15 protein-coding genes and 2 pseudogenes are annotated in these 16,270 nt (G+C 62.7%); 7 read left to right on the top strand and 10 right to left on the bottom strand.

Features of this window, described 5'->3' with window-relative positions; translation table 11 throughout:
- Positions 1-11 precede the first annotated feature (11 nt).
- From CUJ91_RS32355 to CUJ91_RS32325, 7 genes and pseudogenes are all read right to left on the bottom strand, one after another.
- A complete protein-coding gene (locus CUJ91_RS32355; RefSeq protein ID WP_114158504.1) occupies positions 12-1,688 on the bottom strand; it encodes a cation acetate symporter in 1,677 nt (558 codons plus the stop codon).
- A gap of 11 nt (positions 1,689-1,699) precedes the next feature.
- Positions 1,700-2,062: a DUF485 domain-containing protein gene (locus CUJ91_RS32350; RefSeq protein WP_425273895.1), complete on the bottom strand. Its 363-nt coding sequence runs from the start codon at positions 2,060-2,062 to the stop codon at positions 1,700-1,702.
- Between the two features lie 73 nt (positions 2,063-2,135).
- A complete protein-coding gene (locus CUJ91_RS32345; RefSeq protein WP_114158255.1) occupies positions 2,136-3,362 on the bottom strand; it encodes an FAD binding domain-containing protein in 1,227 nt (408 codons plus the stop codon).
- A complete protein-coding gene (locus CUJ91_RS32340) occupies positions 3,359-3,850 on the bottom strand; it encodes a VOC family protein (protein ID WP_114158254.1) in 492 nt (163 codons plus the stop codon). Before CUJ91_RS32340 ends, CUJ91_RS32345 begins: the two co-directional genes overlap by 4 nt.
- A 132-nt stretch (positions 3,851-3,982) precedes the next feature.
- On the bottom strand, positions 3,983-4,702 hold the full coding sequence (locus CUJ91_RS32335; RefSeq protein ID WP_114158253.1) for a TetR/AcrR family transcriptional regulator: 720 nt from the start codon (positions 4,700-4,702) through the stop codon (positions 3,983-3,985).
- 71 nt (positions 4,703-4,773) lie between these two features.
- Positions 4,774-4,973, bottom strand: a pseudogene (locus tag CUJ91_RS32330) (hypothetical protein); the annotation flags it as partial.
- Between the two features lie 116 nt (positions 4,974-5,089).
- Positions 5,090-5,761: an IS6 family transposase gene (locus CUJ91_RS32325; RefSeq protein ID WP_114158252.1), complete on the bottom strand. Its 672-nt coding sequence runs from the start codon at positions 5,759-5,761 to the stop codon at positions 5,090-5,092.
- A 222-nt stretch (positions 5,762-5,983) separates the two neighbouring features.
- On the opposite strand from CUJ91_RS32325, the gene hpnJ reads away from it, so the two are divergent.
- The 3 genes from hpnJ (at position 5,984) to CUJ91_RS32310 (ending at position 9,724) form a co-directional block, all read left to right on the top strand.
- Positions 5,984-7,405: a hopanoid biosynthesis associated radical SAM protein HpnJ gene (hpnJ, locus tag CUJ91_RS32320; protein WP_006050771.1), complete on the top strand. Its 1,422-nt coding sequence runs from the start codon at positions 5,984-5,986 to the stop codon at positions 7,403-7,405.
- The gene (hpnI, locus tag CUJ91_RS32315) at positions 7,402-8,574 is read left to right on the top strand and encodes a bacteriohopanetetrol glucosamine biosynthesis glycosyltransferase HpnI (protein ID WP_114158251.1); all 1,173 of its coding nucleotides are present in this window, start codon (positions 7,402-7,404) and stop codon (positions 8,572-8,574) included. Before hpnJ ends, hpnI (CUJ91_RS32315) begins: the two co-directional genes overlap by 4 nt.
- Positions 8,575-8,671: 97 nt before the next feature.
- On the top strand, positions 8,672-9,724 hold the full coding sequence (locus tag CUJ91_RS32310) for a lysylphosphatidylglycerol synthase domain-containing protein (RefSeq protein WP_114158250.1): 1,053 nt from the start codon (positions 8,672-8,674) through the stop codon (positions 9,722-9,724).
- On the opposite strand, the gene CUJ91_RS32305 is transcribed toward CUJ91_RS32310, so the two are convergent.
- Both CUJ91_RS32305 and CUJ91_RS32300 read right to left on the bottom strand, forming a co-directional pair.
- A complete protein-coding gene (locus CUJ91_RS32305) occupies positions 9,721-11,157 on the bottom strand; it encodes an ATP-binding protein (RefSeq protein WP_114158249.1) in 1,437 nt (478 codons plus the stop codon). The two genes, CUJ91_RS32310 and CUJ91_RS32305, sit on opposite strands and share 4 nt — an antisense overlap.
- Complete coding sequence (locus CUJ91_RS32300) at positions 11,158-11,817, bottom strand: response regulator (protein WP_114158248.1); 660 nt, start codon at positions 11,815-11,817, stop codon at positions 11,158-11,160. It lies immediately after the preceding gene.
- A gap of 357 nt (positions 11,818-12,174) precedes the next feature.
- On the opposite strand from CUJ91_RS32300, the gene CUJ91_RS32295 reads away from it, so the two are divergent.
- The 3 genes from CUJ91_RS32295 to hpnK are packed head-to-tail and all read left to right on the top strand — an operon-like array spanning position 12,175 to position 14,686.
- The gene (locus tag CUJ91_RS32295) at positions 12,175-12,525 is read left to right on the top strand and encodes a hypothetical protein (protein ID WP_029972141.1); all 351 of its coding nucleotides are present in this window, start codon (positions 12,175-12,177) and stop codon (positions 12,523-12,525) included.
- 12 nt (positions 12,526-12,537) lie between these two features.
- A complete protein-coding gene (gene hpnI / locus CUJ91_RS32290; RefSeq protein WP_114158247.1) occupies positions 12,538-13,869 on the top strand; it encodes a bacteriohopanetetrol glucosamine biosynthesis glycosyltransferase HpnI in 1,332 nt (443 codons plus the stop codon).
- Entirely contained in the window at positions 13,859-14,686 is an 828-nt protein-coding gene (hpnK, locus tag CUJ91_RS32285; RefSeq protein WP_114158246.1) for a hopanoid biosynthesis-associated protein HpnK, read from the top strand. The genes hpnI (CUJ91_RS32290) and hpnK overlap by 11 nt, the downstream gene beginning before the upstream one ends.
- A gap of 62 nt (positions 14,687-14,748) precedes the next feature.
- Here the strand turns inward: hpnK and CUJ91_RS32280 are convergent.
- Positions 14,749-15,651: pseudogene (locus tag CUJ91_RS32280) on the bottom strand (oleate hydratase); the annotation flags it as partial.
- Here CUJ91_RS32280 and CUJ91_RS32275 point away from each other — a divergent pair.
- On the top strand, positions 15,628-16,206 hold the full coding sequence (locus CUJ91_RS32275) for a hypothetical protein (RefSeq protein ID WP_244231190.1): 579 nt from the start codon (positions 15,628-15,630) through the stop codon (positions 16,204-16,206). The pseudogene CUJ91_RS32280 and the gene CUJ91_RS32275 sit on opposite strands and share 24 nt — an antisense overlap.
- Positions 16,207-16,270: the final 64 nt, after the last annotated feature.

Below are 16,270 nucleotides of genomic sequence, written 5' to 3'. Positions count from 1 at the left end.
AGTGCCCGCTATCAGCCGCGCTTCGCCATGCCGAGTTCGCAGTCGACCAACTGATTGTGGTAAAGCGCGCGTTCCCGCGAGGCGCGCGGCGAGTTGTCGGTGACCGAGAAAAAAACCACGCCGGCGAACGCGACGATCATCGAGAAGAGCGCAGGGTATTCATACGGATAGATCGCCTGCGCGTGGCCGAGTACCTGGACCCATACAGTGGGGCTCAGCACGGTCAGCGTCACCGCGGAGACGAGGCCGAGCGAGCCGCCGATGACCGCGCCGCGGGTCGTCAGACCGCGCCAGTAGATGGAAAGCAGCAGCACGGGGAAATTGGAGCTCGCCGCTATCGAGAACGTCAGGCTCACGATGAACGCAATGTTCTGTTTCTCGAATGCGATGCCGAGCAGGATCGACAGTACGCCGAGCACGAGCGTGGTGATGCGCGAGACTTTTAGTTCTTCGCGATCGCTAGCCGCGCCCCGGCGCATGACGTTCGCATACAGATCGTGCGAAACCGCCGACGAGCCGGCGAGCGTCAAGCCCGCGACGACGGCGAGAATCGTCGAGAACGCGACTGCGCAAATGAAGCCGAGAAACAGATTGCCGCCGACTGCGTGCGCGAGATGGATCGCCACCATGTTGACGCCGCCGATTACCGCGCCCGACGTCCTGTGGTATTGCGGATCGGTTGCGACCAGCGCAATCGTGCCGAAGCCGATGACGATGATCAGCGCGTAGCCGATGCCCACGATCCCCGTCGCGTAAAGGATGCTTTTGCGGGCCGCTTTGGCGTCGCTGACGGTGAAGAAGCGCATCAGGATATGCGGCAATCCGGCCGTGCCGAAAATCAGCGCGAGCCCGAGCGACACCGCCGAGATCGGATCGGATACGAGACCGCCCGGGCTCATGATCGCAGCATGTTTCGGGTGCGCGAGGATCGCCTGTGAGAACAGCGCGTTCATGCTGAACCCGAAGCGGTTCAGCACCATGAACGCCATGAACGCAGCTCCCGCCAGCAGCAGCACCGCCTTGATGATCTGAATCCACGTGGTCGCGAGCATGCCGCCAAAGAACACGTACACCACCATCAACACGCCGACCATCACGACGGCTGCCGTGTAGTTGAAGCCGAAGAGCAATTCGACGAGCTTGCCGGCGCCGACCATCTGCGAGACGAGGTAGAGCAGCACGATCACGATGGAGCTCGATGCGGCGAACGCACGAATCGGCCGCTGCTGCAGACGGTACGACACCACGTCCGCGAGCGTGTAGCGGCCGAGATTGCGCAGCGGCTCGGCGATCAAAAAGAGAATGACCGGCCAACTCGCCAGAAACCCGACTGAATAGATGAGCCCGTCATAGCCGCTCATGAAAACAAGTGCCGAAATGCCGAGCAGCGAAGCCGCCGACATATAGTCCCCGGCGATCGCCCAACCGTTCTGGAAGGCTGTGATCTTGCCGCCCGCCGCATAGTGATCGGAGACGCTGTTGTTTCTTTTCGCGGCCCAGCGCGTAATGAACAGGGTCGACGCGACAAACAGCAGAAACATGCCGATGGCGATCGGATTATGCGAGCGGACACGCGTCGTTGTGTCGGCTGCTGTTGCTGCTGCTGCGGGTAGGGCCGTTACGATGCCGATGGCGGTGAGCGTGACGAGGGCATAAAGCGGCTTCGCGACTCGTCGATCGCACTGCATTGAAATGCGCTTCATTGCCGTGCTCCCTGGCGGATTTCGTTTGCCGCGCGGTCATGCAAGGTGTTGGCGCGCGCAACGTAGACCGCGACCAGTCCGAATGTGAAAACGAACATGCCGAAGCCGGCCGGAATTCCCCACGTCATCGGATAGCCGCGCGCAATCTGATGGCCCAGCAACACTGGTGCGAAAGCGAGCGTGAGAGTAAAGGCGAAGTACACAACCAGCATCAGGATGGTCAGCATCCACGAGAACCTGCGACGCTTATATACGAGCGCACGAAAGCGCGGATCGTTCAGCAGCGGATGGACTGCGAGCGGCGGATCGGCGGCGGGTTGCCGCGCGTTGATCGTGTAAGTCGGCGCGCCTTGTTCCACATTTATCTCCTTCAGGAAGGCTTTTTCCGATGCGGTGGCCAGCTATGGCGGTCACCGCTGCGGCAACGGATTGTCAGAAGCGCGCGGGCACGGCGGTCTCTCGCATCACCGCCTCGGGTGTGCGGTAACGCTCCGCCATTTCACGGTCCACATCGTTCTTCAATTGCGCCTGCATGTAGGCGCCCAGATGGCGCGCGTGCTGAACGATCGCCGAGCCTGCCTCGGTGCGTTCGCGGCTGTAGTCGACCAGTGCGTCGCGCACACTGTTGTCGTTCGTGTTCAGCGCCTTGACGAGTGCCACCGCGTCGCTCGCCGCCTTGGTCACGCCCATACCGCAATGCGGGCGCGCGACGAATGCGGCGTCACCGAGCAACGCTATCCGGCCGAACGCCATGTGCGGCACCTCGAGATCGAAGATCGGCTGGAATAGCGGTTGAACTGCTTTTGTCACAACCTCGCCGAATTGCGGGGCGAGTAGCGCGAGCGCCGCATCTTCCATGTCCGTGAGCACTTCGCGCCGAATCAACGTCGGCGGAATACCGCCTGGCCAGTGCTTGCCTGTTGCATCGGTCAACAGGTTCGGCAACTCCCTGGCCTCGCTCGTTGCGCGATACCAGACGAAGTTGTAGCGGCGTTCGCCTGGCGCCGTGCTGTTGCTCCGGCCCGCAACCGGATAACCGAGAATCTGCTCGCGAGGCGGCAGGCAGAAGGCGAACTTGTCGAATAGCGCCTCCCTTGTTTCTGGAGATAGCGACGTCTCCTCGACGAGACCGCGCCACGCCACGTAACCGGCGTACTGCAGCCTGGCGTCGGGCAGCAGGCGTTCGCGGATCGACGACTTGAAACCGTCGGCGGCAATCACGAGGTCGGCATGCAGCACGGAACCGTCGGCGAGCGTGACGGTCGTCTGAAGCGGGCCGTCCTCCACCGAGGCGACGAGGCCGCCGGCGTGGTAGTGCACGTCCGGCAGCGCGGCGCGCAGCACGTGATACATCTTGGCCCACGCGGTCAGCGTTTGCGGCAGACGGCGCTTGGACAGCACAGCGCCGCTCTGCGCGAACGTCACGCGCGACTCGACCTTGACGCCGATCGAATCGTCGCAGGCGATTCCCGCGGCGGTCATTGCGTCGAACAGTTCGGGGTGCGTGACAATGCCGGCTCCGCGCCCCGCCAGTTCGTCTGGCACACGCTCGAATACGTCGACGTGCCAGCCGTGGCGAACCAGCAGATTGGCGGCGAAAAGCCCACCCAGCGAGCCGCCGACGATGATCGCCCGCATGCGGGAAGGAGTGTGACTCATGACCGTTCTCCAGCGTGGTTCGAGTCTTGCGCGAGAGCCGCTCCGGCTTCGCCTAGGCGGCCGATTTCTTCAGCGGGATAGTTGAGTTCGATGGTCACGCCGGACGGGTCCGCGATGAACACCTGATGCAGACCGAGAGACGGCACCGTGCGATCGCGCCAGACGATGCCTTCTGCCTTCAGCGTGTTCCACATTGCCTCGACGCCGGTGGCGAGAAACGCAATGTGATCGACCGTGCCGGTTCCGCTGGCAGGCAGCGCCTTGTCGCCGAGATAGGCGTTGAGCCCCGCCGCGTTGTTCGCGTCGACGCCGATCAGATGGACCGTGCCGAACTCGGCTTCATCGCCGCCCTTGTAAAGCCAGGTGCCCGGAAAGTCGAAAGGCGGCCGATAGCCTTGCCGAAAACCGAGCACTCGTTCGTAAAAGCGGCACGATCGCGCAAGATCCGCCGTGCGGATCGAATAGTGAGCAAGCTTTGCAATAGGCATGTGCGACTCCGGAAACTTAATTTATCTATCGATTAGTGATCGGTTGATAAATTGTAGGCGAAGCGATGTCGCGGAGAAAAGCTCCGTAGCGCAGGTGTTTACCCTGGAGAAGAGGAGGGTTACCGCTCGATGTCAGAGCCTGGAGCCAGGCTTGGCGCGCGCCGTTTGCGTGGACGCGTGCTCCAGCGCCGCCGGCACGCCATGAAGGAATGCGTCGACCTGGCGGGCAATGTGATCGTCGATGTCGTGAGTGACGGGCAGGCCGTAAATCCACTTGCGCACGCCGAGATAGAAGATGCTCGCGTGCAGACTCCAGATCAGTTCAAGATCCATTTCGCGCTGCTGCGCGCCCGCAGGCGCCGGGAGGTTATACGCGGAACGGATTTCCGCCATGACCGGCAAGAACACACGCTCACGCAAGCGCGCGAGATATTTGGAGTTGATGCCTTCGCGCGTCAAGCCGGCGAAGATAAAGATGCGAATCCACTCGCGCCGCAAGATCACGGTGGAATACGACGAGTAGAACCTGACCATGCGCTCCTGAATCGGAATCGTGCGGTCTCTGATGAGCACTTCCCAACTCGTGTCCCATTGATAGACCTCTTCGTACACGCGGTCGATCAACGCTTCCTTGCTCGGAAAGTAGCGGTACAAAAGCGGCTGGGTCACGCCTAGTTGGCGCGCCAGTTCGCGCGTGCTGCCCGAAAAGCCGTGGGTCGCGAAGTGCTCGACGGCTTTCAACACGATCTGGCGTTCCCGCACCTCGGGAGCGAGGCGACGCGTGACAAGCTTTTCGTTGTCTTGCGGTTCGCTTTTCGATGCTGTCCCGGCCGTTGGTGCTTTTCTCGGCATGGCTTCTGGCAAGGCGAAATAGGATGGCACGCATCATACACGGCATCGCAGGCGTGACGCTCATATCGCCATCAACAGTTGTATTTCGCACTGGCCAGCACGGTCCGCTCGTTGCCGAACACGACACTGCATACGACTGGCAACCGCTCACATAACGGCGGTCGAATACGTTCGCCACATTCAGTGCGAGCCGCCAGTCGCGAGTGTCGTAATGCAATGCGGCGTCGTAAAGCGTATAGCTTGCAATCGTCAGCGAGTTGTCCGGTGCGCCCGGCTCTGTCAAGTTGGCGGGCGCAGGCTACCTGTGTGGATAAAGAGCAGTTGTCCTTATCAGATGACTTCCTTTGCGGCAGTTACAGTCCAGCCATGCTATGTGGCGAAGCGTTCCTAGAGTATGGCGCGATGACATGCCGCGTTCATTTGATGCCGGGGCAACGCGAAGTGCTGCCGGATCATGCCGAAGCATGAGAGAAACGCCTGCGTGCGACGCGCATCGCGACAGCCGCACATCTGGCGTTCGCGCCTGCGGGTCGGCTGGTGGCTGTTCTCGGCACGGTTGTTCACGCGTGCCGCTGCCTTGACGAAAACGTGCTTCACATGAGCGAGCTCGGGAATGTCAGCCTTCGCCGCCGGATAGCTGCGCAGCTGGTCAGTAACGATCTTGCGCGGCACCGAGTTTGAACGCAGCACCCTCCGAAAGAAGCGCTTTGCCGCAGCCTTGTCGCGCCGCTTTTGCACTAGCACGTCGAGTTCGGCACCATGCTCGTCGACCGCTCGCCACAACAGATACGGCTCGCCGCGCAGCCTCACGAACATCTCGTCCAGATGCCATGTGCTGCCCGGCTTGCGCCGCGCCGCCTTGACGCACTGTGCGAATCCAGCGCCGAACTTGTCGCACCAGCAACGGATCGTTTCGTACGTGACCGCGACACCACGCTCGAGCAACAACTCCTCGATGTCGCGCAGGCTCAGGCTGAACCGGAAATACCAGCGAACCGCGCAGCTGATGACAACGGCAGGGAAGCGGTGGTCGTGATAGAGCGATTTTGTCTTCTTCATCACTTCATTCTACCGCCGCCTCCCCATTGACCTGACAGTGCCTTCCCGAACGCTGACCGTGCCCGGACATCGTCGCGCGAAGCATTCTGTTTAAGGTTTCCTTCAGCTTTGCTCCGTACTATCTGCGCGAGTCTGCCGTCGCGCTCGCCATCCCCGAGTTCCAGTTCCGACAGGCTCCCGACAGAAAACCGAAAGCGTCCTTTCAGGCTTGCTGGAGCGTCCATGAAAACTCTGTTCTTGCAGGCGCCGTCGTATGACGGCTTCGATGGCGGCGCCGGCTCGCGTTATCAGGCGAAGCGCGAAGTCCGCTCGTTCTGGTATCCGACCTGGCTTGCGCAACCCGCCGCGCTCGTGCCCGACAGCCGCGTGCTCGATGCACCCGCCGACGGCCTGTCCGTCGACGCAACGCTCGACATCGCGCAGCACTACGATCTGGTCGTCATTCATACGAGCACGCCGTCGTTTCCCACTGACGCCCTCTTCGCCGAAGACCTGAAGAAGCGCAAGCCCTCGCTTGTGATCGGCATGGTCGGCGCGAAGGTGGCTGTCGATCCGCACAATTCGCTGACGGCGAGCGAGGCAATCGACTTCGTCTGCCGCGAGGAATTCGACTTCACCTGCCAGGAAGTCGCCGCGGGCAAACCGTTCGCGCAGATTCTGGGCCTCAGCTATCGTGCCGCCGACGGCTCGATCGAGCACAACGCAGCGCGCCCGATCCTCGAGAACATGGACGAGTTGCCGTTCGTCGCGCCCGTCTACAAGCGCGATCTGAAGATCGACAACTACTTCATCGGCTATCTGAAGCATCCTTACGTGTCGATTTATACGGGGCGCGGCTGCCGCTCGAAATGCACGTTCTGTCTGTGGCCGCAGACGGTGGGCGGACACCGCTATCGCACGCGTTCGGTCGAGAACGTGCTGGCTGAAGTGAAGTGGATTCGCGACAACATGCCCGAAGTGAAGGAGATCATGTTTGACGACGACACCTTCACCGACTTCAAGCCGCGCGTCGAGGAAATCGCCCGCGGTCTCGGCAAGCTCGGCGTGACGTGGTCGTGCAACGCGAAAGCGAACGTGCCGTATTCCACGCTGAAAATCATGAAGGAAAACGGCCTGCGTTTGCTGCTGGTCGGCTACGAGTCCGGCGACGATCAGATCCTGCTGAACATCAGGAAGGGTTTGCGCACCGACATCGCGCGGCGTTTCAGCGACGACTGCCGCAAGCTCGGCATCAAGATTCACGGCACCTTCATTCTCGGCTTGCCCGGAGAAACGCAGCAGACCATTCAGAAGACCATCGACTACGCGAAAGAGATCAATCCGCACACGATTCAGGTGTCGCTCGCGGCGCCGTATCCGGGCACGCGGCTGTACGACCAGGCGGTCGAAAACGGCTGGCTCGAAGAGAACAAGGTAATAAACCTCGTGAGCAAGGAAGGCGTGCAACTTGCGGCCATCGGCTATCCGCATCTGTCGCGCGAGGAGATTTATCACCAGCTGGAAAACTTCTACAAGCGCTTCTATTTTCGTCCGTCGAAGATCTGGGAAATCGTGCGCGAGATGCTGACCAGTTGGGACATGATGAAACGGCGCTTGCGCGAAGGCGTCGAGTTCTTCCGCTTTCTGCGCGCACACGAGGCGTGAACGGCGCGCATTGGGCCGCCACGGTTTTCGTTCATGCGTGCGCTTATCTCTGCGCTGCATGCGCACTGTTCGGCATCGGCTACACGACGATTGCGAGCATGCTGATCGGGCGGTTTTTCGCGCGGCCTGTCGCGGAGCCCGCCAGCTTTCCGCCGGTGACAGTCGTGAAGCCGCTGCACGGCAGCGAGTGGGCGCTGCTTAGCAATCTGTCGAGCTTCTGCGAGCAGAACTATCCGGGCCCGGTGCAGTTTCTGTTCGGCGTGCATGACCCGGCGGACCCCGCATTGCAAGCCGTCGAAAGCCTCAAGCGCCTGCATCCACTCGCGGATATCACCGTGGTTGTGGACGCGCGTCTCTATGGCCCCAATCGCAAGATCAGCAACATCATCAATATGATGCCGCACGCGCGGCACGATCTGCTCGTGTTCGCCGATAGCGACGTTGGCGTCGGGCCGGACTATCTGCGCCATATCGTCGGCGAACTGGAGAAGCCCGGCGTGGGACTCGTGACCTGCGTGTATCGGGCGCAGCCCGATCCCGGTTTTTGGCCTCGCCTGTCCGCGACCGCGACGCACTATCAGTTTCTGCCCGGCGTCGTCACCGGTCTTGCGCTCGGGCTGGCGCGGCCGTGCTTTGGACAGACCATTGCAATGCGGCGCGGCACGCTGGAGAAGATCGGCGGCTTTCTGCCGTTCGTCCGTCATCTCGCCGAAGACCACGCGATAGGCGAGGCAGTGCGCGCAATCGGCGAGACAGTGGCGATTCCGCCGCTTGCCATTTCGCACGCTTGCGCGGAGGCGAGCGCGGCGCAATTGTTTGCGCATGAATTGCGCTGGAGCCGGACAATTCGCAGCGTCGATCCGACAGGTCATGTTGGCTCCGCGTTGATGCATCCGCTGCCGTTGGCGTTGCTTGCTATCGGCTTGTCGAGCGACGCGCCGTGGGCCTGGCTAATCGCGGCGCTTGCATTGTCCGCGCGTTTCGCACTGAAGGTCAGCGCCGATCGCGCATTGCGGCAGGCGCATGGCGGCGCCTGGATGCTGCCGATATGGGATATCGTGTCGTTTGCGATCTTTGTCGCGAGCTTCTGGAGTTCGCGGGTGGTCTGGCGCGGGTTTAGCTTCGACGTCGATGGCGACGGCCTGCTGTCGTCCGCGCAGGACGAATGACGACGAGAGGAGTTTAGGCGGCGATGATGCGCACGTCTTCCGAACGGCGCGATGAGCGGCAAGCCCGTCGCGCAACGAACGCGCGAAAGGTGTCCGCATGATGAAGCATCTCGGGCGCGTGGCCGCACTGGCGGGACTGGCTGCGTCGCTGTGGCTCGTGTGGCGGGACAACCCGGTCGCGGTGCTCGGCGCGCTGCGCGCCGCGGGCGCGGGGCTTGTGCTCGCGGCACTCGCACATGTTTTGCCGATGCTCGCCAATGCCTGCGACTGGCGCTCGCTGATTCGCGGCGCGAACCGGCCGCGCGTGCTCGACATGCTGCATCTCGTGTGGGTGCGCGAATCGGTCAATAGCATGCTGCCGGTCGCGCGCATCGGCGGAGAAGTGGTGTCGTTCCGCATGCTCAGGCGCTTGGGCGTGCGGCCTTCCACGGCGGTGGCGAGCATCATCGCCGATATGCAGTTGACGGTGATCAGCCAGTTGCTGTTCACGATGGTTGGCATTGGTTTTCTGTTTGCGCACGCGCATTCGGGCACGCTGCGGCTCGCGGGGCAACTTGCGTGGGGCGTGGTCGTGCTGACGCCGCTTCTCGTTTTGTTCGCGCTCGTGCAGCACGCGAGTCCGTTCGGACGCATGACGCGCGCGCTCAATCACATCACGAGCGGCAAGCTAGCCGCACTCGTTGGACAGTCCGCGCAAATCGATCTGGCGATCAAGCTGATCTGGCGGCGTCGCGCCGTCGTGCTGCGCTATCTGTTCTTCTGGCAGCCGCTGCAGTGCCTGCTGACGTCGCTGGAAATCTGGCTCGCGCTGTATTTTCTCGGCGCGCACGTCACGCTGGTTGAGGCCGTCGTGATCGAGTCGTTGATCCAGGCCATCAGCAGCGCGGCCTTCTTCGTGCCGGGCGGCCTCGGCGTGCAGGAGGGCGGTTTTATATTGATCGGCGGCGCCTTGGGCCTCGATCCGTCGACCTGTCTCGCGCTTGCCGGAGCGCGGCGCATTCGCGATCTGCTGATGTTCGTGCCGGGGCTGATTGCATGGCAGTTCGCGGAAGGCGCGAACCGCGCGCCCTTGCGCCGTCAGGCGCAGCGGAACCCGCAACGGGCGGAACTCGCGGACACCCGCGTCGCCTGCGATACGAACCGCCGCTAGGCCGCGGGCTTCAGTCGCTCGTCAGGCGCGGCGCCAGAGGCGGGAAACGATACTTCGACGGCGAGTCCGCGGCTCTCGAGGCCGGGCCCGAAGCGCACGGTCGCGCCAAAGTGTTCGGCAATGCGCGCGACAATCGAGAGGCCAAGCCCGCTGCCGGTCGCCTGGTTGCCGGTGGCGCGAAAGAACCGGCTGGTCAGACGCGCGACATCTGCCGAGGCCACACCGGGGCCGTCGTCGCGCACGGTCACGACAACGCGATTATCGAGCGGCTCGGTCGTGCGCTTGACCGCAATTTCGATGTTGCCGCCCTCGCTGCCGTACTTGATTGCGTTGTCCACCAAATTGTCGAACAGGATACCGATCAGCACCGGCTCCGCATTGATCTCGGCCTGCATGTCGCAGTCGAGCATCGCGCGCATGTTTTTTTGCTGCAGGTTGCCGGCGTTGGCCAGCACGGCATCCTTGGCGAGCGCGCCAGGCGCGAGCGGTGCCGTCGACAGTTTTTCATGCATGTCCAGACGTGCAAGCAGCAGCAATTGCTCGGCGAGCCGCGCGCTGCGATCCACGCCTTGCACGACGCGCTCCATCGCGAGTCGCTGCCGCGCCGGGTCGCGCTCGGCGAGCGCAACCTGTGCCTGAACCTTGATGGCGGCCAGCGGCGTCTTCAGCTCGTGCGCGGCGTCGGCGGTAAACGCGCGTTCACGTTCGAGCGAATGGTGCAGACGCGAGAGCAGCAGATTGAGCGCGTCGACGAGCGGGCGCACCTCGGTCGGCGCATCGCCGATTTCGACAGGCTCGAGGCGGTTGATATGTCGCGAGCGGATTGCATCCGACAGCACGCGCAGCGGCGCAAGGCTCCAGCCGATGCTGAACCACACGAGCAGCGCGAGGACCGGCAGTGCAATCAGGGCAGGGCGCGCGATACGGCTCGCCACTCCGCTGACCAGATCGCTGCGCGTATTGGCCTGCTCGAATACGCGGACAGTGTGGCCGAGCGCCGTGCCGCGCAGCGTGAACGAGTGATACGTCTGACCGTCCAGCACGACGTCTTGCGTGCCCGTGACCGCCGGCAGCGGCAGGTCCCATGCACCGAGCACGCGCAGGGCAGGGCTGCCGGCAATCACGTCGCCGTCGCGCGTGCGCACCTGAAAGAGCGCGTCGCGCGGCAGCGAGTCGTCATCGTCGTTATCGCTCGCACTGGTCGCGCCGCCTCTCTCTTCCTCGCGCACGTCGATGTGCGCGTTGGCAAGCGTGGCGAGGTTGGCCTGATCGAGAAGCGCGAGAATCTGCGCGACTTCCGCGAGGCGGGCTTCTTCCCATTCGCCGACTTCCTGCGTGGCCTGACGATAACTCGATGCAAGCGCAATCGCCCAGACCGCCGCGATGCTGCCGAGCACGAGCAGCATGAGCCGCCTGCGGATGGACGCGCTCATTTACTCTTTCTCCACCACGTAGCCGATATTGCGCACGGTTCGGATGAGCTTTGCGCCGAGCTTTCTGCGAAGGTTCGAGATGTGCACCTCGATTGCATTGCTTTCGATTTCCTGCTGCCAGCCATACAGGCTTTCTTCGAGCCGCGAGCGCGACTGCGGAATGCCCTGGTTGGTCAGCAATTGCAGCAGGATTGCCCATTCGCGCGACGTGAGCGGCACCCGCGTGCCGGCAAGCTGGGCCGTTTGCGCCGCGGGGTTCACCGTGAGATCGCCATAGCGGATCAACTCGACGCTGCGGCCCTGCGCGCGGCGAAGCAAGGCGCGGCAACGGGCCGTCAGTTCCGTGAGCTCGAAGGGCTTGCCGAGGTAATCGTCCGCGCCGGCCTCCAGACCGCTGACGCGGTCCACCACCGTGCCGCGTGCCGTCAGCACAACCACGGGCACGTCGTTGCCGGCGTCGCGGATTCGCTTGAGCAGATCCATGCCGGATACGCGCGGCAAGCCGAGATCGAGTACGACCAGCGCGTAGCTCGTGGTGTCGAGCGCGAGGCCTGCTTTATGGCCGTCGCGCGCCCAGTCGACCGTGAAACCCGCCTGACGCAGACCCGCTTCGACCCCGCAACCGATCAGGTCGTCGTCTTCAACCAGTAGTACACGCATGGGACGCAAATTCCGTTGAGTGTTGTGATGATGATTGCGATGCATCGCGGAAAAGCGGCGCTGGAGTCCGCAGTTTAAACCGCGCTGCTCATGGCGGGTTCTACTGCGGTCTGCTTAAGGTTTCCTTCAGCTTGAATCGCTACTATCGCCCATCAACAGCTTACTGTCTTGTGAGTGACAGGAGCGTGCGGCGTTGTGTCGATTTGCGAGTTTGGCTCGACACGGTTCCAGTACATCGATGGAATGCATGGCGACCGCGGTGACGGTTTTATCGGCTGCGACGATCGTGTCCTGAAGCAGGCGCCGGTTCACCGCAAGAAGCCGTGCATGCTTTTCATCGCGCTACGAGACGAAGCCATGAAGCCAGTCACCGCCGATATGTTGCGCGCGCACCTAATGGTCGCTTCGCTCACGGCTGTCGCCGCCGACCTGCTCGCGTGCGTGACGGTCTTCGTGGATCCCGGCGCCGAGCATCTGTTTGTGTCAGCGGCTTTCCGGCTCTCTTCTATCGCGGTGATGGCCGGCGGCGTCATGGTCGCGCGCCAGTTCGCGCAAGCCGCATTCCGGGCCGCCGTCGCAGACCGCCATGCGAGCGTTGCGTCTGTCTGCAGCAGGCCGATCGATCTCGCGTCGGATTGCCCGCGGTTGTGGCTCGTCGTGCTGCATCTGCGTCTCACGGGGAAGCCGTTCGTCTTGAGCAAACGCTGACGGAGCGCGGCAATGGCATCGCATGCATTACCGGTATCCGAATGGCTTCTGCTTGCCGGCTGCGTCGGCGCGTCGCTGTATGCCGTGGTGGCTGCGCTCGCGCTGCCGTTCTTCGGGCCGCGCGGCGGCATGCGTTCACTCGATCCGTTTGCGCCGGTGCGCGTGAGCGTGCTCAAGCCCTTGTGCGGCGTCGAGCCGCGTCTGTATGAAAACCTGCGAAGCTTCTGCGAGCAGCGCCTCGCGCATTTCCAACTGGTGTTCGGTGTGGGTTCTGCCGACGATCCCGCGATTGCCGTGGTGCGCCGTTTGCAAGCCGCGTATCCGATGCTCGACATCGAACTCGTGATCGACGCGCGCGTGCATGGCAGCAATCTGAAAGTGAGTAATCTGATCAATATGGCCGAGCGCGCGCGGCATGACGTGATCGTGATTGCCGATAGCGATATCGCCGTCGAAGCCGATTATCTCCGCGCCGTCGCGGCGCCGCTGGCCGATCCTTCTGTCGGCGTTGTCACCTGTCTGTATGTCGCGCACGGCGTGAGCGGTTTCTGGTCGCGGGTGGGCGCGCTCTTCGTCAATGAATGGTTCGGACCGTCGGTGCGCGTCGCGCATATGGTCCGATCGCGCCGCTTCGGTTTCGGTGCCACGCTTGCTTTGCGGCGCGAGACACTCGAACGCATCGGTGGCTTCGGGCGCCTGAAGAACTGTCTCGCGGACGATTACTGGCTCGCCGAACACGTGCGCGCCCTCGGTTTGCGAACCGTGCTGTCGCGAATGATGGTCGCCACCGACGTCACCGAAACAACGTTCACCGGGCTCTGGCAACGCGAGACGCGCTGGTTGCGCACAATACGCTCCGTGAATCCGCTCGGCTTTGCCTTCCTCTTCATGACGTTTGCTACGCCGTGGCTCGTTGCCGGCGTCTGGCTCACGACCTGTCTTGTGGCAAGTCAGCAAGGTGCCCTGCATGGCTGGCCGGCGTATTTGACCGCGGTCAATATGGCCGCGGGCCTGGCCGCGCGCGTCGTGCTGCACGCGCGGGCAGTGCGTCAGCAACAGGCATTGCATCGCGGGTTGACGGACGGGGCAGGGGACGCGTTGTCGGCCGCTTTATCGTCCGCTTCATCGGACACATTATCGGACGCATTCGGCCGTGCTTTCTGGCGTGATCTGCCGCTCGTTCCATTGCGCGACAGCTTGCTGTTCGTGCAGTGGATCGCCAGCGCCTTCGGCTCTCATGTCATGTGGCGAGGCGCCAGAGTGCCGGTTGGAACTTCGCGTTCCGCGTCGCGCGGGGCGCAGTCGCCGTTGATGGATACCATCGAGGCGTCCGATGGCCGCTAAGCCGCGCGCACTCATCGTAACCGCCGACGACTTCGGCCTGCATTCGCGAGTGAACGCAGCTGTCGAGCAGGCTCATGTCAGCGGTGTGCTTACGGCCGCAAGCCTGATGGTCGGTGCACCCGCATCGAGCGACGCAATCGCGCGCGCCCGCGCGATGCCGCATTTGCGCGTCGGCCTGCATCTGGTACTCGCCGACGGCGACCCCGTCATGCCGCGCGCGGGCATCGCCGCATTGCTCGACGAGCAGGGGCGCTTCGGCAGCAATATGGTGCGCGACGGGATACGCTTTTTCTTCCTGCCGCACGTGCGCAAACAGCTTGCCCGGGAAATTCGCGCGCAGTTCGAGGCGTTCGCCGACAGCGGGCTCACGCTCGATCATGTCAACACGCACAAGCACTTTCATCTGCATCCGACGGTGCTCGATTTGATCCTCGAAATTGGGAGCGAATTCGGCATGAAGGCGATGCGCTTACCGTTCGAAGTCAATGCGCCATTGTGGTTGCGCCCCTGGATCGCGAGGGTGAGGGCGCGACTCGACGACGCCGGAATTCTCCATAACGATTATGTTGTCGGCGTGGCCGACAGCGGGCAAATGGATGAGCGTGCGTGGCTTGCAGCGCTTGCTGCTTTGCCGGATGGCGTGGGCGAGATCTATTGCCATCCTGCTGTTGCAGGGGAGTGCGCATTGACTTGCGCTATGCACGCGTATCGGCATGCGGACGAATTGAAGGCGCTGCTCTCGACGGACGTGGCCCTCGCGATTCGACGCCTTGGCGCGAAGACCGGTGGATTCGCCGACGTGTTGAGCGGCCTCTAGGCAAACTGAAATCCGCTTCCCACTTACCACGAGCAAATGCCGCGCCGCTGCTGTCGTGCTGGGTTGAACGCCGCAGCGCGATTCGTCGCGCCGAGGCTCGGCCCTGCGGTCATCGAGCCCAGCGTGACGATGACCTTGTCGTTTTCGCCGACCGGAATTTCTGCGCGCCCGTTACCGTGTTCACAGACGATGCCGGCAACGCGGTTCAGTTCGCCCGTTTCGTCACACCGCAGATCGAGCACTCGCGTGCCGGTGCGAAACTCCACGCCGTATTCGTCCAGCCATTTGCGCAGCGGCCGAACCATGGAGTCGTACTGGTTGTAGACCGTGCGCATGGTGCCGTGCAACTGGTTGAAGCCCGGCGTCATATGCGCGAAGCGCAGCAGGTAGCGACGGAACTCGGCAGCGCTGTGCCAGGGCTGAAAGGCGAACGTCGTGCACCACATGATCCAGAAGTTCGTCTCGAAGAAATCGCGCTCGAAATGGTCCGAGATGCGGCTGTTGCCGAGCAGTGCCTCGGGCTCGAGCGAGAGACGGCCAAGCGTCAGCAGATGCGTCTCGGCGAGCCCGTACGCAGGTGCGTCCTCACGTTTGCCGTCGCGCACGAGCCGCGCTTTCGACGACGTGCGCAGCGTCTCGTTCCAGTCGAAGATTTCCTTCGTCACGCTGCTGCGGCCGTCGAGGGTAGGAATCGAGTCGAACAGATCGTAGGTGCACAGGTACTTGCTTTCCAGCATGCGGCCGCCGCGCACGACGTAACCATCCTGTGGCGTACCCGCGCCGTCGAGGCTGCCGCCGGCCTTGCCGAGGGCTTCCAGAATCGTGATGCGGCAGCCGGGCACATCGGCGTCGCGGATCAGAAAGGCAGCGGCCGCAAGCGACGCAATGCCGCCGCCGACAAGATAGAAATGGCGGCGGCCAGTCGCTTCGTCGCGAGCCTGATGTGTCAGCGCACCCACATCGATGAAGCGCAGGACTTGACGTTCCGAGAGTGGAAATGGCTGGTCGGGCTGCAAAATGAACTGGATTACGAGGGCTACCTGCTTAGTGTGTTCTCGGTTGGCTCGCACCAGTTGGGCTACCGCCATGAGTATATGGCCGTCACTGGTAACGCTCACGTTGCCGCGCGTTTCATGGCTGCACACGCGCGCTTTCACGGCCTGTGTTCGTCGGACGAACTGTCTTACGTCCTCAACGGCTACGACGTCGATTCAGAGTGGCCCGCAGGCAGCAGCGTTTCGTACCTTGAATATTTTGCGCCGGCGGACTTTGCGGCCCGGCGACGACTGGCCGACTGCGTCGAACACCTGTGGGAGGCATTGGTGGAGCTCTCGCCGGATTCTGCCAGGCGACATCTGGAGTTTCCAATGCAGCACATCGCAACCGCGACGGAGTCGGTACTCTTCCAACTGGCCAGAGGTGGAGGCTGGGAAAGGGCAACTGCGTACGAGAACTGGCTGCGCGAACTCGCCAAGGCCAATTTTTCTGACCGTATGCGGATCATCTCGAACGGGCTATGAGATGCGAGCATATCCGTCCGTCAACTGGTGGCCCGGCAACCTACGTTCGCATGAATCCAAGGCT

It is taken from the genome of Paraburkholderia graminis, assembly GCF_003330785.1.
GTDB classification, from domain to species: Bacteria; Pseudomonadota; Gammaproteobacteria; order Burkholderiales; family Burkholderiaceae; genus Paraburkholderia; species Paraburkholderia graminis.
Note: the sequence above shows the minus strand (reverse complement) of the source record. Positions and strands in the feature narration are given on the sequence as shown.